The organism is Ruegeria lacuscaerulensis, assembly GCF_013034745.1.
In the GTDB taxonomy this organism is placed as follows: domain Bacteria; phylum Pseudomonadota; class Alphaproteobacteria; order Rhodobacterales; family Rhodobacteraceae; genus Ruegeria; species Ruegeria lacuscaerulensis_B.
Map to the genome: position 1 here is coordinate 47,985 of NZ_WQGP01000010.1, position 19,496 is coordinate 67,480.

Genomic DNA, 19,496 nt, shown 5'->3' on the forward strand with positions numbered 1-19,496 from the left:
GCCACGATGGTTCTGGGGTTGCAATGGGTATTCATGGAACTCCGAAAAAACACCCGCTGCCGCTGAAAGACCGCAGGTCCGCCTTGAAAATTGCACGCATCACTCTTTTTGTTGAAAATGATTAATATAAAACTGCCTAAAGTAGAGTAGTGTCGACTTTTCCTTCCTATCAAACCGTCCAACTGCGGATTCTGGCCACGTCCGATCTGCATATGAACCTGACGGCATATGATTATTACACTGACAGGTCCGAACTGACGATTGGCCTGACCCGGACCGCAGACCTGATCCGCAAGGCCCGAAGCGAGGTACAGGACGGGTTGGTTCTGCTGGTAGACAATGGCGACTCGGTCCAGGGCACGCCGCTGGGCGACTGGGCCGTGGCTCAACACCCCGAGCGCCATGTTCTTATGCAGGCCTTCGACCTTCTGGGCTATGATGCCATAGGGCTGGGTAATCACGATTATGGCTTTGGTCTGGACGTGTTGGACCGGATCATGCGGCAGGCCCCCTGCCCTGTTCTGTGCAGCAATGCCCACAAATCCTCCAGCCCGCAGGTCTGGCAGGAGCACACGATTGTCAGGCGTCAGGTCGAAATCCAAGGGCACGCGCACGAGCTTGCAATCGGCATATTCTCGGTCCTGCCACCCCAGACCGCAAAATGGGAGGCGCACAAGCTGGCAGGTGCAGTTCAGATCGGCGACATCCTTGACTGTGCGCGCCGCAAAGTCGCTGAACTGCACGAACTGGGCTGCGATATCGTTGTGGCGCTGGCGCATACGGGGTTCGGTCCGGCGCAAGACACGCCCGGCATGGAAAACGCGTTGGTACCGTTGGCCGCCATCGACGGGATCGACGCCATTGCGGGCGGGCATTCCCATATGGTTTTTCCCAGCCCTGAACAAGAATACAGCGGCTATATCGACGTTGATCGCGGGCTGGTGCACAGCACCCCCGTCGTGATGCCCGGTGCGGCGGGGTCATATCTGGGCGTCATCGACCTGACCCTCGGCACATCACTGGACGACCGATGGCAGGTATTTCATGGACACGCGCAGGTGCGTTCGGTTTCGACAGAGGCGTCAGATGAAGACGCCGCACTGACGCAGCTACTTGCCAACGGCCACGCCGAGACGCGGCGGCGGGTGGCCGAACCTGTGGGACAGGTACAGCAGCACATGCACAGCTATTTCAGCTTTTGCGGCTATGACCGGGGCTTGGCTTTCGTGGCCGCCGCTCAAACCCTCGCGTTGCGACCTTTTCTAAAGGATACGGACTATCGGGACTGCCCAATCCTGTCTGCCGTGTCCCCGTCGAAATTCGGCGGGCGTGCCGGGCCTCGGTTCTTTACCGACGTCCCGGCCGGGGAAATCTGCCTGCGCCATGTGACGGACTTGAACGTTTTTCCCGATGAGATGATGGCTGTCGCCGTCACCGGTTCGCAAATCGAAGACTGGCTGGAAATGTCCGCAGGCGTCTTTAACAGGATGATCCCCGGCCAACGATGCGATCTGCTGGCCTCGGACCGCGCAGGGCATAATTTTGACGTCCTGCATGGGCTGACATACCGGATCGACCTTAGCCAGCCCGCTCGGTTTGGCGCAGATGGGGCACTTTTGCACCCATCGGCCCGCCGCGTCCGCGAGATTCGTTTCGAAGGCCAACCCTTGGATGCAGAGCAGACCTTTGTGGTGGCGTTGAATAATTACCGCGCAAATGGCGGTGGGCACTTCCCCTTTGCCGGGCGGGCGACGCGCGTTCCGCTGCCGATTCTGCCCCTACAAGATCTGGTCAAAAACTACGTGACTGCCGGGCCTCATTCCGGCACCGTGTTCGAGCGTCCGTTTCGTCTGTCCCCTGTGGCCGGGGCGTTGGCGGTTCTGCGTACAGGCCACAAGGCCTGGCAGCATCTGGACGACATCTCGGAATTTGCACCAAACATCGCCGGAGAGGACGAGGCCGGTTTTCTGATGATCCATTTGACGCTCTGACGGGTTGTCATTTGCCGCGCACTTGCCTATATCGCGTGCTGAGAGGTTGGCGCGGGCGAGCGCCTCGCCAACCTGGTCAGGTCCGGAAGGAAGCAGCCACAACGAGCCCCGCTTGGGTCGATGTCCAACCTCTCACTTATCTCCCACATGATCCTGGGCAATAAGCTGCGGCCAGACCGCTGCGTTGCGACGGGCGAACACGCCTATATGCCCGATCTCTTTCACCCCGAAATCTGACGGAGACAACAGCCGACGCCGCGCATGCGGGCCACAAAGCTCAGCCAGACGCCACACCGCTTTGGGGGGCACCACCTGATCGTCGTCGAATGCGATCAGATCGACCGGCACTCCCTGCCCGGCCCAGCGCGCCTCGGGCAGGGTCTTGCCCAAATCGGGCAGGTAGTTCGTCGGTGCCGTGCACCATCTACGCCACTGCCAGTAGACCCGCGCGGGCAAGTCAGCCCCAAAGCCCAAAGCCCTGCCCGGCAAATACCCCGCCGCTTTGACAACCAGCGGCGCATGGCCATACCAGAACAACCCCGCCAGTGCCTTGTACGGCCACGGGTGATCAGACAGAGTGACCAGCCCGGAGCAAACACAGATCATGCGGTCAATCTGCGCGATATCCGGTTGAACCGGGCCCAACATTCCGCCAACGGAATGGCCGATGCTCCATTGTTCCGCGTCCGGGAAGCGTCTGCGCATTTCCGCGCGGGCGGCGGGCATGTCGACCAGCGCCCAGTCCGCCATAGTTACCTGCGAGTCCTGCAATCGGCCGGTCAGCGAATGGCCGAAATCCCGATAGTCATAGGTCAGACAAGCCATACCCTGCTCGGCCGCCAGCCAATGGGCAAAATGCTGATAATAGTCGCGGGGCACGCCGGTCGCTGCATGGATCACCACAACTGTCTTGGGAGGCAGAGCAGGCAGATAGAGCCGCCCCGACAGCATCGCCGGACCGGACGGAAACTGGACATCTTCGGTCAAAACAGAATGCGTATTGTCCAACATCGCCCGCGCCTCATATTCTAAACTGTTTAGTTCACCCGCGCAGTCGGCCCTGTTCCGTCATCAGAGTCAAGCCGTGGGGAAATTGACCCAACGTCGCGCCGGTATTCAATGGCGCTTGACTCGAAGCCCGCTCAACCGCTAGCGATGGCGTGATGGTTCTCGTCCCCGGTCACGGGGCGGGATGAAAAGGGAACACGGTGCGATCCTGCCCGGCATTGCCGGAACGGATCAAGGCCGAGACTGCCCCCGCAACTGTAAGCGGTGAGCAATGCCGAGATACCACTGGCCAACAGGCTGGGAAGGTCGGCAAAGCCACGACCCGCAAGTCAGGAGACCTGCCATCGAACGAAAACCGAAACTCGGGCGGGGTGTCCGGGACAGGTCGTCAGCACGCTGTCACACCTGATCCATGCCCCTCGTCCAGCGCGCGGAGGGCGCATCATGATCTGGAAGACCAAGACCCACGAATTCACCGCGACGGTATGCCAAAAAACCGGCGCCCCCTGCCCGGCACTGGCCCGAATGGCACGCGCCCTGACGGATGCAATGGCCACGGCCCGTCCGGCAACAACCGATGCGTTCGAGATCGAAGGCAGCAGCGACTTGACCCATTGCGCCGAAGGGTGCTCGGCCCGGTTTCGCGCCCAACCCGATCAGATCCGGGTGTTCTGCGGTGTGGCCGCCGACACTCCGGCCGAGCGGCTGGATCGCTATGCGGATATGTTGTTCGGAGCAGATTTCACCGCCCACGCAGCCAGCCTTTTGCCGACACCGCCCTGCGCGATGATGGAAGTGGTTACCACGGCGCCCCAGCCAGCCGCGCCGACCGAACACCAGCTTTCAGCCTGAATTCAGCTGCCCGTCCGGGCCGCCGAAGTGGCCCAGACCATCTGCGCCTCGGTCTCGACGGCGCAGGGACGTACTGTCCGTAGCATCTGCAAAGCGGTATCTGCGGGCAGTCCGCTATCCGTCATCAACCGCAAAGCAACCATACCTGATCGCCCGCAGCCGCCCCGACAATGGACCAAAATGCCTCCATCGCCGGACAGAAACGCACGGGCGCGCTGGCTGACATCTGGCCAAATGGCCTGTATCCGCGCATCCGGCGCACCAAAATCCTGGACCGGCAGGTGAGCCCATTCGACCCCGAGCCGCTCCAGATCGACACCGAACGCCGCCGCTCCCAGGTTTTTCATCTCAGAGCTTGTGGTCATTGAAATCACCAGATCCGGTCGCCAGTCCTGCACCGTCTTCAGATCGGCCGCATAGGCACCTCCCGCGCCGGGCAGCGGAGATATCCCCAGACGACCCGGCCCCAGTCGCAGGGAATAGATGGCGAAATTATCCATGGCACGTTCCGATCAATCTGCGCCGATGATGTATCGCCTGCGTCCTTGCTTGCAAATCGAATTTCCTGCGCTGCTGCTGTGGACGTGGGCGGCAGGGGTCACTACGCTGCATCGGACTCCGAATCCGACAGAGCAGATATGACCGACACGCCCAGCCCCGCCTATCAGGTTCTTGCCCGCAAATACCGCCCGGAAACCTTCGCCGATCTAGTCGGTCAGGACGCCATGGTACGCACGCTGAAAAACGCGTTCGAGGCGGATCGAATTGCGCAAGCCTTTATCATGACCGGCATTCGCGGCACCGGCAAAACCACCACGGCCCGAATCATCGCCAAGGGTATGAACTGCATCGGCCCCGATGGCGAGGGCAAGCCGACCACCGAACCCTGCGGCCAGTGCGAACATTGTGTGGCCATTATGGAGGGCCGCCATGTGGACGTGATGGAGATGGACGCCGCCAGCCGCACCGGCGTCAATGATATTCGCGAGATCATCGACAGCGTCCGCTACCGCGCGGCCTCGGCCCGCTACAAGATCTACATCATCGACGAGGTCCACATGCTGTCGACCAGCGCCTTCAACGCGCTGCTCAAGACGCTTGAGGAACCACCCGAGCATGTGAAATTCATCTTTGCTACCACCGAGATTCGCAAAGTACCCGTGACGGTTCTGTCGCGTTGCCAGCGGTTCGACCTGCGCCGGATCGAACCCGAAGACATGATCGGCTTGCTGCGCCGCATTGCCGAGGCCGAAGGTGCGCAAATCGCCGAGGACGCGTTGGCGTTGATCACCCGCGCGGCGGAAGGCTCGGCGCGGGATGCGACCTCTCTGCTGGATCAGGCGATTTCACACGGTGCCGGGGAAACCAGCGCCGATCAGGTGCGTGCGATGCTGGGTTTAGCCGACCGTGGCCGAGTGCTGGACCTGATGGACATGATCCTGCGCGGCGACGCCGCCGGGGCGCTTACTGAGCTTGGCGCGCAATATGCCGAAGGCGCCGACCCGCTGGCCGTGCTACGCGATCTGGCCGAGATCACCCATTGGGTCTCGGTCGTGAAAATCACGCCGGATGCCGCCGAAGACCCGACCGTGTCCCCCGACGAACGCGCGCGCGGTCAGCAAATGGCAGAGGCCCTGCCGATGCGCGTCCTGACCCGTATGTGGCAGATGTTATTGAAGGCTCTGGAAGAGGTCTCAGCCGCCCCCAACGCCATGATGGCCGCCGAGATGGCCGTGATCCGCCTGACCCATGTTGCCGACCTGCCCAGCCCGGAAGAGTTGATCAAACGTTTGCAAGACTCCCCGCCTCCGTCACCCAATGGCGGACCCGGCGGCGGAATGACCGCCCCAACGCACGCCGTGCAGGCCCCCTTGGCCTCTGCCTATGCGCCACCCGTCCGCGGCGGAGCAGGTGCACCGACGGCGGCACTGGCGCAGGATGTGCAGACGGCTCTGGCCCGCTACTCGACCTTCGAACATGTGGTCGAACTGATCCGCACCAACCGGGATGTGAAACTGCTGGTCGAGGTCGAAAACGGTGTCCGGCTGGTTTCGTACCAACCCGGACGGATCGAATTCACACCGACGGACTCGGCCCCAACCGACCTGGCCGCTCGCATGGGTACCGCACTGCAACGCTGGACCGGCAATCGGTGGGCGGTGACGATTGTCGCCAACGGTAAGGCAGCAACCATCGCCGAAATCCGCGACGCCGCCGATCTGGCGTTGAAAGCCGAGGCGGAACAGCACCCGCTGGTGCAGGCGGTGCTGGCTCAATTCCCCAAAGCCAAGATCAAACGCATCGAAACCCCCGAAGAACGCGCCGCCAAGGTCGAAACCGAGGCCCTGCCCGAGGTCGAAGACGAATGGGACCCGTTCGAAGAGGACTAACCCTCCCGCGCCCGCCACGGGCCATCGGCTGACGCCGATACCCCTGAGCGACCTTGGGCCCGGCAGAGCGCGGGCGTTGCCCGCGCTCTGCCGGGCCCAACGGGAGGAGAGGTCTTGCAAAAGACCGCGACGACGGGCGGGAGGGCACTGCCCCCTTGTGCCGCACGGGCGCTATCCGTATCTAGGCGACAAACCGATTCGCAGGAGAAAAAGTAATGCTCAAAGGACTCGGCGGTCTGGGCGATATGGCCAAGATGATGAAATCCGCGCAGGATCTGCAGACCAAGATGACCGACATGCAGGAAGAACTCAACAATCTGATGGTTGTCGGCGAATCCGGTGCAGGTCTGGTCAAAGCCACTGCCACCGCCAAGGGCGAACTCAAAGGTCTGGACATCGACCCCTCGATCTTCAACGGCGACGATAAGGAAGTCGTAGAAGACCTGATCCTCGCCGCCATCAAGGACGCACAGACCAAAGCCGCTGAACGCGCGCAGGCAGAGATGGCCAAGCTGACCGAAAGCATGGGTCTGCCCGCAGACATCAAGCTGCCGTTCTGATACACACTCCTGACGACCCAAAGGCCGGGCCCGCAAACTCGGCCCTTTTGCAGGAGCACACGCGTTGAGTTCGAACAGCGACATCGACAATCTGATCGACCTGATGGCCAAACTGCCGGGGCTTGGGCCCCGCTCGGCCCGTCGCGCGGTGCTGCACCTGATCCGCAAACGTGCGCTGCTGCTGACACCCCTGTCGGACGCCATGCAGCAGGTCGCCATCACCGCCCGCGAATGCTTGAACTGCGGCAACGTGGGCACCATGGACATCTGTGACATCTGCGACGCCGAGGCCCGCGCCACCGGAGAGCTGTGCGTAGTCGAAGACGTAGCCGACCTCTGGGCGATGGAACGCGCAGGCGTGTTCAAAGGCCGCTATCACGTGCTGGGCGGGACACTCTCGGCACTGGACGGCGTCGGCCCGGACGAACTGCGCATCCCGCGCCTCAAGGACCGGGTCACGGCCGAAGGAATCACCGAAGTCATCCTCGCCCTGAACGTCACCGTAGACGGCCAGACCACAGCCCACTACATAGCCGATCAGTTGGAGGGGCAGGTCCGCCTGACCTCACTGGCCCAGGGCGTGCCGATTGGGGGCGAGCTGGACTATCTGGATGACGGGACGATTACGGCAGCACTGAGGGCACGAAAAGAGCTCTGAACTAAGCAAAACGGCAGCATCCGGAACGCTATGGCCCCTTCCGGCCACACACAAGCTTCGGTCTCATATGTCAGGTGTAAGCCCCCGACGAGTAGGTCAATTCGTAGGAATGGCTATAAATCTCGAAGACAATGCCAAAGGGGTCTTCGACATAGACCATACGGTAGGGCTTCTCACCGGGATAATAGTATCGAATTGGCATCCGCTGCTTGCCACCCGCTGCAACGATTTTTTCCACCAAGCCTTCGACATCCGGGTCTTGGACGCAAAAATGGAACGTACCATTCTGGCGAAAGTCGATATTGTTTTCCGGTACATAATTCCCGTCAAACTCGAAAAGCTCGAACCCAATGCGATCAGCAGTCGCGAGATGTGCAATACGTAGTTTTTTCCATTCCGGGCCAAACACATCGGTACACATGACACCGATATCCGTATCGTCCTCTACTACATCGGTCGGCGGCATGATCACGTAGAAACCAAGGACTTCGGAGTAGAACTGTACAGCCTCGTCAACGTTTGGGACAGACAATCCGATGTGAGAGAATGTTCTTGGATGTTGCGGCATAGCTCGCTCCTTGTTTTGTGAGACGAAAACTATTGTGCGACAGCCAAGTTTCAAGCGTTCCCTTGGCAAGGCAAAGCCGGGTTCCGCCATGCACATAGGTGTTCCTTCGCGGCGACATCAGTCAAGAATGGCCTTTGCCTGCCGCACGCGGCGTGTACTATGGCTTTGACCTTGTCCATTTGATTTTGGGAACTGTAATGAAACGCCTTTTTGCTGTCGTACTTGCCGCCTTTACAGCCACTACTGCGTTTTCGCAGCAGCTAATCGACAAAGGCTTTGTCGAGGGTTGGAACATCATGATGGATCCAGCGCTTGGCAATGGGTGCTTGATACAGACGATCTATCAAGACCTCTCGGTCGTGCGTATCGGCTATGATGCGTTGGACAATCGCGGGTATTTTGCCGTCTACAACAAGGCCTGGGGTGATATCAAACAGGGCGAAAGCTATCCGATCCGTTTTGAACTGGACGGCCAGAGCTTTGATGCCACTGCCATCGGGTTCAACCAGCGCGATGTGCCCGGTGCCACCGTCTTTTTCACCGACCGCAGCTTTGTGGACGCTATCGCCAGAAACAAGACGATGACCGTCTACAACCCTGTAGGCGAAGTGGTTATGGCGATTGACCTTAAAGGCACGGCCAAAGCGCTGGACTATGCGCGGGATTGCCAGAACCGTAAGCTTTAGCGAATCGGATCGAACAACGCATCCTTGGCCGCGCAGTCGCGGATCACGTCCAGTCCACAGGGCACAGGCGACAGATCGCGGGACAGGCACAGGCGGACCTCTTCGATATAGCCCTGTTTGCAGGTGACGGTGATCATGTCGCGCTCTAGCGCGGGGTTGGCCTTGAGAAACGCCTCTTCCACCACCGAGGCAGGCAGCTTGACCGAAGCGTCCAATTGACGGAACACCTGTGGACGGGCGACGCCCTCATAAGCCCGCCGCGACAAGGCGTAGTAGTCCAATGCAGACAGGCCCGAACAGGTTCCGTGCTTTTTCCACTGGTGCCACGCCAGCCCAGAGGTGCCTTGAATATCCGCCATCTCGCGCGTCATCGCGCGCGACGGCGGCGCCTTGACCGTCGGGCAATAAGACGGCCAGCCTTGATGAAACTGCGGCCAAAGCCCGTGCAGGATCCACCCATGATCATGCCGCGCATCGCATTGATCAGAGCCGCGCGCATCACCTTCGCGGGCACACCAGTTGGGCGACCAGCTCAGCGACAGGACGTAATAGTCGAAAACGCCCGCCTTCTCTCCATCGGCCAGTGCGACCAGCCCGCTGAACGCCCACATGACCAGCGCTAGAATCCCGTGACGCATTCGCCTCTTCCCTTCTTGCCTTTGCGCGACTATATAGGCCCGAAGTTCCCCGACAACGGAAACCTGCCCCAAGACCACGGGGCCGCCGAATTCCGGCGACGGGACAGATGTATGCATTAGGAGGCAGGCTGATGGCAAAACCGCTTATGGCCAAAGCAACCGCCGTTTGGCTGGTGGACAACACCACGATCAGTTTCAAGCAGATCGCGGATTTCGTAGGAATGCACGAGCTTGAAGTGCAGGGCATCGCAGACGGCGACGTGGCTGCTGGCGTCAAGGGTTTCGACCCCATCGCCAACAACCAGCTGACCCAGGACGAGATTGACTCGGCCCAGAACAACCCGCTGCACAAGCTGAAGCTCAAGTTCAACGCCGCTGCGGCAGGTGAGGAAAAGCGCCGTGGCCCGCGCTATACCCCGCTGTCCAAACGTCAGGACCGTCCGAACTCGATCCTGTGGCTGGTTAAGTTCCACCCCGAGCTGAGCGATGGACAGATCGCCAAGCTGGTCGGCACCACCAAGCCCACCATCCAGTCGATCCGCGAGCGCACGCATTGGAACATCGCCAACATGCAGCCGATCGACCCGGTTGCGTTGGGCCTGTGCAAACAGTCCGAGCTGGACGCGATTGTCCAGAAAGCGGCCGCGAAGAAAGCCGCCGAAGGTGGCGTCATGAGCGATGATGAGCGCCGCAAGCTGGTTTCGACCGAACAGTCGCTGGAAATGGACGCCGCACCGAAAATCCCGACCGCCATCGAGGGGCTGGAAACCTTCTCGCTGTCCGATGACCCGGTCGAGGAAAAAGACGATGAGCCGATCATCGACGCCGACAGCTTCTTCAACCTGCCCAAAGGCGGCGGTAACGAGGAAGAAGACGAAGATCCGCGCTTCTGATACTTAATCAGCCCCGGTCCGAAACGGCCGGGGCTTTTTTGCACGAGATACCTATGCTGAATGCTTTGTCCTCTGTCTTCGGCCCGCACCGTGCGGTGTCGATCTATGCATTTCTGAAAACATGGGGCCTGCTGATGGTGGCGATCGTCGGCACAGTCTCGGTCGCAGCAGCGCTGCTGATACTCAACGATGACGGCGCGCATGAACACGACTCGTACCTGACGGTTGCGGTTCTGACGGCGACCCCGATGAATGGAGACTTGAAACACGGCGTCATCGCGTCGGTTCAACTGCCCGACGGGTCCACCATCTCGATCGACGAATCCAAGGAACACGTAGCTCGCACCGTCGGCGATACCGCCTGCGTCGAAAAACGCGTCTACGTTAAAAGCCAAGAGCCCCGGTACCGGTTCAAAATGCCGAGCCTCTGCGAGGCCAACCAATAAGCAATACCGCCCGGAGGCATCTCCGGGCGGTTTTTCCTTTAGATCATCTGAAAGATAACCCCTGCGATGATCGCCCCGGTGATCCCCAGCCCAAGGTAGGTCGCAAAGACCCGTGGCTTGACCAGCGACCACACTGCCGCCATCGCCGGGATCGAGCTGACCGCGCCTGCGATCATGAACGACATGGCAGCGCCTGCGCTCATGCCCTGCTCGGTCAGCCCCGCCAGCAACGGCGGTGCGACGTAAGAGTTCAGATAGGCAGGCATTCCGACCAGCGCCGCGATGACAATCGGCACAATGCCTTCGCCCCCAACCACACGCGCGATCAGGTCGGCGGGCACATAGCTAACTAGAAGCGCCTCGAGTACATAGGCCAAAGCCAGCCACTTCAGCAGGAACATCCCGTTCTGGACAAATTCTACTCGGAACCGCGTGCGGCGTTCCGGTTCCTGCCAGAATTTCCAGACCGGCTTGTCGTCCTGTTTCGGACCACAGCCGCAGCACCCGGCGGGTTTGTAAACGCGCAGAGGCTCCGCGAACGTTCCGCTACGCATCAGCGCGCGCACCACGAAGCCTCCGAACAGGCCCAAAGCAACGGCGGCGACGGCCTTGCCTATGGCAAACGGCCAACCCAGCGCGCCCGCCGTGATCAGCAGGGTCGGCGGGTCGATCAGCGGTGAGCTCAACCAAAACGCCATCACCGCCGACAAAGGCGCGCCCAGCGCCAGCAGACCGGCGATGAAGGGGATCACCTCGCATGAACAGAACGGGGCAAGGCCACCGAACAAAGCGGCGAGGAAAATCATCCGCGTCTCGCGCCCCTCAAAGGCACGCGCGACCATGACCTCGGCCCCGGTGGCTTTGAGGTAAGACAGTAACAACACGGCAAAGAGGATATACTGCCCGGTATGCGCCAGAGCCTTGCCTGCAAACGTCACCACTTCGGTCCAATTGGCCGGGTCCAGAACGGCGACCCCAATCAGAATGACCACGATCACCGCCCAAGGCGTCTTGATCAGGTCCAGCGTAACTTTCGCCGGAATCTTCGGGTTTTGTGTTAGCTCAGCCATCGTTTGCGGCCTTTCCCACTTCGTCGGCGCAGCACTCGGACAGGATAAACTGCGCCAGTTTCCTCAACTCGTCATAGTTCGCGCGGTTGATCGTGGTTCGGCCGATCTTCTCCTGCTGCACCACCCCTCCGGCGGCCAGAAACCGCAGGTGATGTGCCAGCGTTGACGGTGCAATCCCGGTTCGGTCCTGGATCTCTCCAACCGTCAGACCGACCTCACCGGCGCGGACCAGCGTTTTTAGAACCTTCAACCGGGCCTCGGACCCCATGGCAGAAAATCCCGCAGCGGCGGCTTCCCACATTTTGCAACTCCATTAAACTAGATTTATAGTTATTTAGGTTATTCGTATCGCCCCGTCAACAGTCAAAAATGCGTAAGTCCAGATTGCTCCCTCCATAAGTCCACCCTATAAGATACGCATGGGGATATCGGTCGACACTTTCTTTCTGGAACTCAACGGTCAGGGCACTCTGCAAGCGCAGATCCAGCAGATGATTGCCGAAGGTATCCTGTCGGGCCGTTTTCATGTGGGTGAGAAACTGCCCTCATCCCGCAAACTGGCTGCCCATCTGGGCGTCAGCCGGATCACGGTGACGTTGGCCTATACGGAACTTCTGGCCAATGACTATCTAACAGCCAAGGGGCGGTCGGGGTACTATGTGTCGGAAAACGCGCCGGTTCCCCCGAAATACACGCCCACCCCGCGCGGCGACGAGACTGTGGATTGGAGCACCGCCCTGGCACGCAAATTTTCGGACGGGGACACTCTGACAAAGCCCAGCGACTGGCGCGATTACCGCTATCCGTTCATCTACGGTCAGGCCGACCGGTCGCTGTTCGATCATGCCAATTGGCGCCTGTGTGCGGTGCGGGCGCTGGGGCACAAGGATTTCGATTCCCTGACAGGGGATTATGTGGATCAGGACGACCCTCTTCTGGTCGAATTCATCGCCCGCCATACCCTACCCCGCCGCGGGATCGCCGCAAGACCCGAAGAGATTCTGATCACGCTGGGCGCGCAGAACGCATTGTGGTTGGCCTCGCGCATCTTATTGAACCGCAACCGAACGGCGGTGATCGAGGACCCTTGCTATTATGCTCTGCGCGATCTGCTGAACCATTCCGACTGCAAAGTGGCGCCGGTCGCCGTGGACCGTGACGGGCTGCCACCGGATGCGCTGCCCGAGCAGACCGATGTGATCTTTACCACCCCCAGCCACCAAAGCCCCACCACCGCGACCATGCCGATCGAACGCCGCACTGCGTTGCTGGAGCGCGCCCGCGCTTTGGATGCGATGGTGGTCGAAGATGACTATGAATTCGAGATGGCCTTTTTGGGTGCACCCTCTCCGGCGCTGAAATCCATGGATCAGGACGGGCGGGTGATCTATGTAGGCAGCTTCTCTAAGTCGCTGTTTCCCGGACTGCGCCTTGGCTACATGGTCGGGTCCGCGCCGTTCATCCGCGAAGCCCGTGCCCTTCGGTCGCTGGTTCTGCGCCACCCGCCGGGGCATGTCCAGCGCACGGCGGCTTATTTCCTGTCGCTTGGCCACTACGATGCACAGATCAGGCGCATGTCCAAAGCGCTGGCGTATCGACGCGCAGCGATGGACAAGGCGGTTGAACTCCATGGTCTGACCGTCGCCGGTCGGGGGATCATGGGTGGCTCATCTCTGTGGATGTCAGCCCCCGAGCATATAGACACGACCGATCTGGCCCGAGCCTTACAAGACCAGAGCGTGCATATCGAGCCCGGCGCGCCCTTCTTTTCTGGCGCAAACCGGCCGCGGAATTTCTATCGTCTGGGTTATTCTTCGATCCCACAGGACCGAATTGATCCAGGCGTGAAACGGATCGCCGAGACGATCCGCAAAGCTTGACTTCGATCTGGACCTAACCCGCCCTGACTTCTGGCCCTAACGCGACCCTGTCCCTTGCGCCAAAACCATATCTAAAGGCGGGGCTGCCTGCCCGGCCAAACTCATATATGCGCGGAGATCAACCAGATGAAAATGACCACCGAAGAGGCCTTTGTTAAGGTTCTGCAAATGCACGGGATCGAACATGCGTTCGGGATCATCGGCTCGGCCATGATGCCGATCTCAGACCTGTTCCCCAAAGCGGGGATCATGTTCTGGGACTGCGCACACGAAGGCAGCGCCGGTATGATGGCCGACGGCTATACCCGCGCCACCGGCAAGATGTCGATGATGATCGCGCAGAACGGCCCCGGTATCACCAACTTTGTCACCGCCGTCAAAACCGCCTATTGGAACCACACCCCGCTGCTGCTGGTCACGCCGCAGGCCGCGAACAAGACCATCGGTCAGGGTGGTTTCCAGGAAGTCGAGCAGATGAAACTGTTCGAAGACATGGTCGCCTATCAGGAAGAGGTCCGCGATCCGACCCGCGTGTGCGAGGTTCTGAACCGCGTGATCATGCAGGCCAAACGCGCCAGCGCCCCTGCGCAGTTGAACATCCCGCGCGATATGTGGACTCAAGTTATCGACGTCGACCTACCCGCGATTGTGGAATTCGAGCGTCCCTCGGGCGGCGAAAGCGCCGTGGCGCAGGCGGCCGAGCTGCTGTCGAACGCCAAGAATCCAGTGATCCTGAACGGTGCGGGCGTGGTTCTGTCCGAAGGCGGCATCGAAGCGTCGAAAGACCTGGCCGAGCGTCTGGATGCGCCGGTATGTGTCGGCTACCAGCACAATGACGCCTTCCCCGGCTCGCACCCGCTGTTCGCTGGCCCGCTGGGCTATAACGGTTCAAAGGCGGGTATGGAGCTGATTAGCGAGGCCGATGTGGTTCTGTGCCTCGGCACCCGTTTGAACCCATTCTCGACACTGCCGGGCTACGGCATGGAATACTGGCCGGCGGATGCCAAGATCATTCAGGTCGACATCAACCCGGATAGGATCGGCCTGACCAAAAAGGTCTCGGTTGGCATCATCGGCGATGCGGCCAAGGTGGCCAATGGCATTCTGGCAAATCTCAGCGACACAGCTGGCGACGCCGGTCGCGATGAGCGCAAGGCGAAAATCGCTCAGAAGAAATCCGCTTGGGCGCAGCAACTGTCCAGCATGGACCACGAGGATGACGATCCAGGCACCACATGGAACCAGCGCGCTCGCGCAGCCAAGCCCGACTGGATGAGCCCCCGCATGGCGTGGCGCGCGATCCAGTCCGCCCTGCCGAAAGAGGCGATCATCTCGTCCGATATCGGCAATAACTGCGCCATCGGCAACGCTTATCCGTCCTTCGAAGATGGCCGCAAATATCTGGCCCCGGGCCTGTTCGGGCCCTGCGGCTATGGCCTGCCCTCGATCATGGGGGCTAAGATCGGCTGCCCCGACGTGCCGGTTGTGGGCTTTGCGGGTGACGGTGCCTTTGGCATCGCGGTCAACGAACTGACCGCCATTGGGCGCGAAGAATGGCCCGCGATTACGCAGATCGTCTTCCGCAACTATCAGTGGGGGGCGGAGAAACGTAACTCGACCCTGTGGTTCGACGACAACTTTGTGGGCACCGAGCTGGACACCAAGGTCTCTTACGCCGGTATCGCGCAGGCGTGCGGTCTGAAAGGCGTGGTGGCACGCACCATGGACGAGCTGACAGCGGCCCTGAATCAGGCCATCGAGGACCAGAAGAACGGCATCACTACCCTGATCGAAGCCATGATCAACCAAGAACTGGGTGAACCCTTCCGCCGCGACGCGATGAAGAAACCAGTGGCCGTTGCAGGCGTCACCGCCGATGACATGACCCCGCAGGCCGGGGCGTAATCCGCGTGAAGCCTCTGCGCGCCATTCTCGGGACAGCAAGCGCGTCGGACAAGATCATCGCCCTGTCCGAGGGCGACGATCCCCGCGTTGTCGAAGGGGCCGTCAAGGCCGTGAAAGAGAATGTTGCGCGGATCATACTGATCGGAGACAGGGCCGAGGTTTCGGCCCTTCTCAGCGCACACGAGGGATATGACCCGGATTGGATCGACATTCATGACCCGGCCACCTCTGACCTGACGCGCGGCCTTGCACAGGCCCTGCATGAGCGGCGCAAGCACAAGGGCCTGACGCTGGATGAGGCGCGCCAGCAAATCACCAACCGCCTGACCTATGCTGCCATGCTGGTGCAACAGGATGTCGCCGACGGCACGGTCGGCGGAGCGGTCGAAACCACCTCGGACACCGTGCGCGCCGCGTTGCAGATCATCGGCACCGCGCCCGAGGCCGCGATGGTGTCCAGCTTCTTCCTGATGCTGTTCTGTCAGGACCATCACGACGTCAAAGGCGCCCGCATCTTCGCCGATTGCGGTCTGGTCGTGGACCCTGACGCGCAAGAGATGGCGGAAATCGCCCGTGCCTCGGCTGACTCCTACACCACCCTGACTGGCGACACAGCGCGGGTTGCGATGCTGTCCTTTTCGACCTCGGGCAGCGCGGACCACCCCAAAGTTTCCAAAGTGGTCGAGGCCACACAGATTGCACGCGCCAAGGACCCAACCCTGCTGATCGACGGAGAGCTGCAATTCGACGCTGCCTTCGTTCCCGAAGTCGCCGCCACCAAGGCCACGGACTCACCGCTCAAGGGTGAGGCAAATGTCTTTGTCTTCCCCAGCCTGAATGCTGGGAACCTCGGCTATAAAATCGCCCAGCGCATCGGTGGGGTCGAGGCCATCGGCCCAGTACTGCAAGGGCTGGCGAAACCCGCGAACGACCTGTCGCGCGGCTGTTCGTCCGAAGACATCCTGCACATGATCGCTGTCACCGCCGTTCAGGCGCAACACAATGATGCCGGGACATAAGTCGTCTTAAGGTATGAAAACGAAAAAATTATTCCGATTTTTCGCAAAACGTGGGAATGATCGGGTCGCAAGCTGAAAAGGGGGCGCATTTGAACCAGCCAGTGATCGACACCTCGCCCAAGGTTTCCGACGAGGTCCGCAAGACCACCTGCTACATGTGCGCCTGTCGCTGCGGCATCAATGTCCACATGAAGGACGGCAAGGTTGCCTATATCGAAGGCAACCGCGACCACCCTGTAAACAAGGGCGTTCTGTGCGCAAAAGGCAGCGCCGGGATCATGCAGGTCAACGCGCCCTCACGCCTGCGCAAACCGCTGCGCCGAGTTGGCCCACGCGGCTCGGGCGAGTTCCGCGAGATCGAGTGGGACGAGGCGATCAGCACCGCTGTCGGCTGGCTGAACGAGCTGCATGAGACCGCCCCGCAGAAACTGGCCTTTTTCACCGGCCGCGACCAGAGCCAAAGCTTCACCAGCTTCTGGGCGCAGAATTTCGGCACTCCCAACTATGCAGCCCATGGCGGGTTCTGCTCAGTCAACATGGCGGCGGGCGGAATCTACACAATGGGCGGCGCGTTCTGGGAGTTCGGCCAGCCCGATTGGGACCACACCAAGTTGTTCATGCTGTTTGGTGTGGCCGAAGACCATGACAGCAACCCGATCAAGATGGGCATCGGCAAGATCAAAGCACGCGGCGCGCGGGTGATCGGGGTGAACCCGATCCGCTCGGGCTATAACGCGGTGGCCGACGATTGGGTCGGGATTACGCCCGGCACCGACGGTCTGTTCATCCTGTCGCTGATTCATGTGCTGATGAAAGCGGGCAGGATCGACCTCGACTATCTAAGCCGCTACACCAACGCGCCTGTTCTGGTGAACGCCGCCGAAGGCCCCGAGAAGGGGCTGTTCCTGCGCGACGACGACGGCAAGCCACTTGTCATCGACCGCGTGACTGGCGAACCAACTGCCTTTGACAAACCCGGTGTCCGTCCGGACCTGTCAGCCACCTATGACAAAGACGGCGTTACGCACCGCCCGGTCTTTCACCTGATGGCCGAGAAATACCTGTCCGACGACCACGCCCCCGAAAAAATCGCCGACCGCTGCGGCATCCCGGCCAAACGCATCCGCGCGATTGCGGCCGAAATCGCGCGCGTCGCCTTTGACGAGGCGATCGAGCTGGACCACGAATGGACCGACTTCCGGGGCGAAAAACACTCGAAAATGACAGGCCGCCCGGTCAGCTTCCACGCCATGCGCGGCATCTCAGCCCATGCCAACGGTTTTCAGACCTGCCGCGCCCTGCACGTGCTGCAAATCCTGCTGGGCACGGTCGAAGTCCCCGGCGGTTTCCGCTTCAAACCACCCTACCCCAAACCGGTCGAGGCGCACCCCACCCCGCACGGAGACCGCCGCCCCGGTCGCCCTCTGGAAGGCCCGCACCTTGGCTTCCCACGCGGCCCCGAAGACCTGCTGCTGGACGAACACGGCAACGCGCAGCGCATCGACAAGGCGTTCACCTGGGAAAACCCGATGTCGGCCCATGGGCTGATGCATATGGTGATCTCGAACGCCGCCGCTGGTGATCCCTACAAGATCGACACGCTGTTCATGTATATGGCGAACATGTCGTGGAACTCCTCCATGAACACCAAGGGCGTGATGGAGATGCTTTCGGCCAAAACCGAAGACGGCAAATATGTCATCCCCAAGATCATCTACTCGGATGCCTATTCCTCGGAAATGGTGGCCTATGCCGACCTGATCTTGCCCGACACCACCTATCTCGAACGGCACGACTGTATCTCGCTGCTGGACCGCCCGATCTGCGAGGCCGATGCCGCCGCCGACGCGATCCGCTGGCCAGTGGTCGAGCCCGACCGCGACGTGCGCGGGTTCCAGTCGGTTCTGATCGAACTGGCCAACCGCATGAGCCTGCCGGGCTTCACAAACGAAGACGGCACGCCCAAATGGAAGGACTACGCCGACTATATCGTCAACCACGAACGCAAACCGGGCATCGGACCGCTTGCGGGTTTCCGGGGCGAGGATGGCGACAAAGAAGGGCGCGGCGCGGTCAATCCAGACCAGCTGAACCGCTATATAGACAATGGCGGTTTCTACGTCGCCCATATCCCCGAAGGTGCGGATTACTACAAACCGTGGAACACGGCCTATCAGGACTGGGCGGTCAGCATGGGCCTCTATGACAGCCCGCAACCCTATCTGTTTCAGCTCTACTCCGAGCCGATGCGCAAGTTCCAACTGGCCGCCGAAGGGCACGGAGACAAACAACCCCCCGAGCAACTGCGTCAGCGCCTCAAAGACACGATGGACCCGCTGCCCATCTGGTACGAGACCGACCAGCAGGGCAACGAAGGCTTCACCATCAACGCCCTGACCCAACGCCCGATGGCGATGTACCATTCCTGGGGCACCCAGAACGCGTGGCTACGGCAACTCCATGGACGCAACCCGCTCTACGTGCCGACCAAACTGATGCGTGAACACGGGCTACAAGACGGCGACTGGGCCAAAGTCACCTCGCCCCACGGCGAAATCACCGTTCCGGTGATGGAGATGGCCGCGCTCAACGACAACACCGTCTGGACGTGGAACGCAATCGGCAAACGGAAAGGCGCATGGGCCCTGCAAGAGGACGCGCCCGAAGCCACCAAGGGCTTCTTGCTGAACCACCTGATCCATGAACTCCTCCCCCCAAAAGGCGACGGAATGCGCTGGGCCAACTCGGACCCGATCACCGGGCAGGCCGCGTGGTTCGACCTCAAGGTGAAGATCGAAAAGGCCGATCCGCCATCCGACGCCGAAAGCCAGCCGGAATTCGCCCCGATTCAGTCCCCAGTCGGCACCGGCCCCAAGGACTTGGCATGGAAGGTTGGCAAATGAGCAGGGTCCAATCTTCATCTGGCCAAAAA

General features: G+C 60.8%; 18 protein-coding genes, 1 other RNA gene and 1 riboswitch. Of the genes, 13 read left to right on the forward strand and 6 right to left on the reverse strand.

Features of this window, described 5'->3' with window-relative positions:
- Window positions 1-149: 149 nt before the first annotated feature.
- A complete protein-coding gene (locus GOV79_RS18620; protein ID WP_331252736.1) occupies window positions 150-1,991 on the forward strand; it encodes a bifunctional 2',3'-cyclic-nucleotide 2'-phosphodiesterase/3'-nucleotidase in 1,842 nt (613 codons plus the stop codon).
- Between the two features lie 39 nt (window positions 1,992-2,030).
- Window positions 2,031-2,129, forward strand: an RNA gene (gene ffs / locus GOV79_RS18625) — signal recognition particle sRNA small type.
- Here ffs and GOV79_RS18630 read toward each other — a convergent pair.
- Entirely contained in the window at window positions 2,124-3,002 is an 879-nt protein-coding gene (locus GOV79_RS18630) for an alpha/beta hydrolase family protein (RefSeq protein WP_170791139.1), read from the reverse strand. The two genes, ffs and GOV79_RS18630, sit on opposite strands and share 6 nt — an antisense overlap.
- Before the next feature lie 136 nt (window positions 3,003-3,138).
- Window positions 3,139-3,359: riboswitch (cobalamin riboswitch) on the forward strand.
- An 84-nt stretch (window positions 3,360-3,443) separates the two neighbouring features.
- Between GOV79_RS18630 and GOV79_RS18635 the strand changes: the two genes are divergently transcribed.
- Window positions 3,444-3,851 (forward strand): hypothetical protein, encoded by a 408-nt coding sequence (locus tag GOV79_RS18635; RefSeq protein ID WP_170774699.1) that lies wholly within the window; start codon window positions 3,444-3,446, stop codon window positions 3,849-3,851.
- 2 nt (window positions 3,852-3,853) lie between these two features.
- Here GOV79_RS18635 and GOV79_RS18640 read toward each other — a convergent pair whose 3' ends face one another.
- Window positions 3,854-4,351 carry a protein-tyrosine phosphatase family protein gene (locus GOV79_RS18640; RefSeq protein WP_170791140.1) on the reverse strand — a complete coding sequence of 166 codons (498 nt, stop codon included), beginning with the start codon at window positions 4,349-4,351 and terminating at the stop codon, window positions 3,854-3,856.
- A gap of 138 nt (window positions 4,352-4,489) precedes the next feature.
- Between GOV79_RS18640 and GOV79_RS18645 the strand changes: the two genes are divergently transcribed.
- The 3 genes from GOV79_RS18645 (at window position 4,490) to recR (ending at window position 7,459) form a co-directional block, all read left to right on the forward strand.
- Window positions 4,490-6,241 carry a DNA polymerase III subunit gamma/tau gene (locus tag GOV79_RS18645; RefSeq protein ID WP_170791142.1) on the forward strand — a complete coding sequence of 584 codons (1,752 nt, stop codon included), beginning with the start codon at window positions 4,490-4,492 and terminating at the stop codon, window positions 6,239-6,241.
- 215 nt (window positions 6,242-6,456) lie between these two features.
- The gene (locus tag GOV79_RS18650) at window positions 6,457-6,801 is read left to right on the forward strand and encodes a YbaB/EbfC family nucleoid-associated protein (RefSeq protein ID WP_170355334.1); all 345 of its coding nucleotides are present in this window, start codon (window positions 6,457-6,459) and stop codon (window positions 6,799-6,801) included.
- Between the two features lie 64 nt (window positions 6,802-6,865).
- Window positions 6,866-7,459 carry a recombination mediator RecR gene (gene recR, locus GOV79_RS18655; protein ID WP_170791144.1) on the forward strand — a complete coding sequence of 198 codons (594 nt, stop codon included), beginning with the start codon at window positions 6,866-6,868 and terminating at the stop codon, window positions 7,457-7,459.
- Window positions 7,460-7,529: 70 nt separating this feature from the next.
- On the opposite strand, the gene GOV79_RS18660 is transcribed toward recR, so the two are convergent.
- Entirely contained in the window at window positions 7,530-8,027 is a 498-nt protein-coding gene (locus GOV79_RS18660; protein WP_170783036.1) for a lactoylglutathione lyase family protein, read from the reverse strand.
- 197 nt (window positions 8,028-8,224) lie between these two features.
- Here GOV79_RS18660 and GOV79_RS18665 point away from each other — a divergent pair, with 197 nt between their 5' ends.
- The gene (locus GOV79_RS18665; RefSeq protein ID WP_170791145.1) at window positions 8,225-8,713 is read left to right on the forward strand and encodes a hypothetical protein; all 489 of its coding nucleotides are present in this window, start codon (window positions 8,225-8,227) and stop codon (window positions 8,711-8,713) included.
- On the opposite strand, the gene GOV79_RS18670 is transcribed toward GOV79_RS18665, so the two are convergent.
- Window positions 8,710-9,351 carry a ribonuclease T2 family protein gene (locus GOV79_RS18670; protein WP_170791147.1) on the reverse strand — a complete coding sequence of 214 codons (642 nt, stop codon included), beginning with the start codon at window positions 9,349-9,351 and terminating at the stop codon, window positions 8,710-8,712. The genes GOV79_RS18665 and GOV79_RS18670 overlap by 4 nt on opposite strands.
- A gap of 131 nt (window positions 9,352-9,482) precedes the next feature.
- On the opposite strand from GOV79_RS18670, the gene GOV79_RS18675 reads away from it, so the two are divergent.
- Window positions 9,483-10,244 (forward strand): DUF1013 domain-containing protein, encoded by a 762-nt coding sequence (locus tag GOV79_RS18675; RefSeq protein ID WP_170774713.1) that lies wholly within the window; start codon window positions 9,483-9,485, stop codon window positions 10,242-10,244.
- 53 nt (window positions 10,245-10,297) lie between these two features.
- Window positions 10,298-10,690 carry a hypothetical protein gene (locus GOV79_RS18680; protein ID WP_170783039.1) on the forward strand — a complete coding sequence of 131 codons (393 nt, stop codon included), beginning with the start codon at window positions 10,298-10,300 and terminating at the stop codon, window positions 10,688-10,690.
- Window positions 10,691-10,728: 38 nt separating this feature from the next.
- On the opposite strand, the gene GOV79_RS18685 is transcribed toward GOV79_RS18680, so the two are convergent.
- Window positions 10,729-11,760, reverse strand: a complete 1,032-nt coding sequence (locus tag GOV79_RS18685) for a permease (RefSeq protein ID WP_170791149.1) — start codon at window positions 11,758-11,760, stop codon at window positions 10,729-10,731.
- A complete protein-coding gene (locus tag GOV79_RS18690) occupies window positions 11,753-12,061 on the reverse strand; it encodes an ArsR/SmtB family transcription factor (RefSeq protein ID WP_170791151.1) in 309 nt (102 codons plus the stop codon). The genes GOV79_RS18685 and GOV79_RS18690 overlap by 8 nt, the downstream gene beginning before the upstream one ends.
- A gap of 118 nt (window positions 12,062-12,179) precedes the next feature.
- On the opposite strand from GOV79_RS18690, the gene pdxR reads away from it, so the two are divergent.
- From pdxR to GOV79_RS18710, 4 genes are all read left to right on the forward strand, one after another.
- Window positions 12,180-13,640: a MocR-like pyridoxine biosynthesis transcription factor PdxR gene (gene pdxR / locus GOV79_RS18695; protein ID WP_170774722.1), complete on the forward strand. Its 1,461-nt coding sequence runs from the start codon at window positions 12,180-12,182 to the stop codon at window positions 13,638-13,640.
- 126 nt (window positions 13,641-13,766) lie between these two features.
- On the forward strand, window positions 13,767-15,545 hold the full coding sequence (gene xsc, locus GOV79_RS18700) for a sulfoacetaldehyde acetyltransferase (RefSeq protein ID WP_170355344.1): 1,779 nt from the start codon (window positions 13,767-13,769) through the stop codon (window positions 15,543-15,545).
- Between the two features lie 5 nt (window positions 15,546-15,550).
- On the forward strand, window positions 15,551-16,564 hold the full coding sequence (gene pta / locus GOV79_RS18705) for a phosphate acetyltransferase (RefSeq protein ID WP_170791153.1): 1,014 nt from the start codon (window positions 15,551-15,553) through the stop codon (window positions 16,562-16,564).
- A 56-nt stretch (window positions 16,565-16,620) separates the two neighbouring features.
- Window positions 16,621-19,467, forward strand: a complete 2,847-nt coding sequence (locus tag GOV79_RS18710; protein ID WP_170791154.1) for a molybdopterin oxidoreductase family protein — start codon at window positions 16,621-16,623, stop codon at window positions 19,465-19,467.
- The last annotated feature ends 29 nt before the right edge of the window (window positions 19,468-19,496 follow it).

Bases quoted from the DNA above. Each gene is read 5' to 3' on its own strand.
- GOV79_RS18630 (WP_170791139.1), bottom strand. From the start codon at position 3,002: ATGTTGGACAATACGCATTCTGTTTTGACCGAAGATGTCCAGTTTCCG.
- GOV79_RS18635 (WP_170774699.1), top strand. From the start codon at position 3,444: ATGATCTGGAAGACCAAGACCCACGAATTCACCGCGACGGTATGCCAA.
- GOV79_RS18640 (WP_170791140.1), bottom strand. From the start codon at position 4,351: ATGGATAATTTCGCCATCTATTCCCTGCGACTGGGGCCGGGTCGTCTG.
- GOV79_RS18645 (WP_170791142.1), top strand. From the start codon at position 4,490: ATGACCGACACGCCCAGCCCCGCCTATCAGGTTCTTGCCCGCAAATAC.
- GOV79_RS18650 (WP_170355334.1), top strand. From the start codon at position 6,457: ATGCTCAAAGGACTCGGCGGTCTGGGCGATATGGCCAAGATGATGAAA.
- GOV79_RS18660 (WP_170783036.1), bottom strand. From the start codon at position 8,027: ATGCCGCAACATCCAAGAACATTCTCTCACATCGGATTGTCTGTCCCA.
- GOV79_RS18665 (WP_170791145.1), top strand. From the start codon at position 8,225: ATGAAACGCCTTTTTGCTGTCGTACTTGCCGCCTTTACAGCCACTACT.
- GOV79_RS18670 (WP_170791147.1), bottom strand. From the start codon at position 9,351: ATGCGTCACGGGATTCTAGCGCTGGTCATGTGGGCGTTCAGCGGGCTG.
- GOV79_RS18675 (WP_170774713.1), top strand. From the start codon at position 9,483: ATGGCAAAACCGCTTATGGCCAAAGCAACCGCCGTTTGGCTGGTGGAC.
- GOV79_RS18680 (WP_170783039.1), top strand. From the start codon at position 10,298: ATGCTGAATGCTTTGTCCTCTGTCTTCGGCCCGCACCGTGCGGTGTCG.
- GOV79_RS18685 (WP_170791149.1), bottom strand. From the start codon at position 11,760: ATGGCTGAGCTAACACAAAACCCGAAGATTCCGGCGAAAGTTACGCTG.
- GOV79_RS18690 (WP_170791151.1), bottom strand. From the start codon at position 12,061: ATGTGGGAAGCCGCCGCTGCGGGATTTTCTGCCATGGGGTCCGAGGCC.
- pdxR (WP_170774722.1), top strand. From the start codon at position 12,180: ATGGGGATATCGGTCGACACTTTCTTTCTGGAACTCAACGGTCAGGGC.
- xsc (WP_170355344.1), top strand. From the start codon at position 13,767: ATGAAAATGACCACCGAAGAGGCCTTTGTTAAGGTTCTGCAAATGCAC.
- GOV79_RS18710 (WP_170791154.1), top strand. From the start codon at position 16,621: ATGATCGGGTCGCAAGCTGAAAAGGGGGCGCATTTGAACCAGCCAGTG.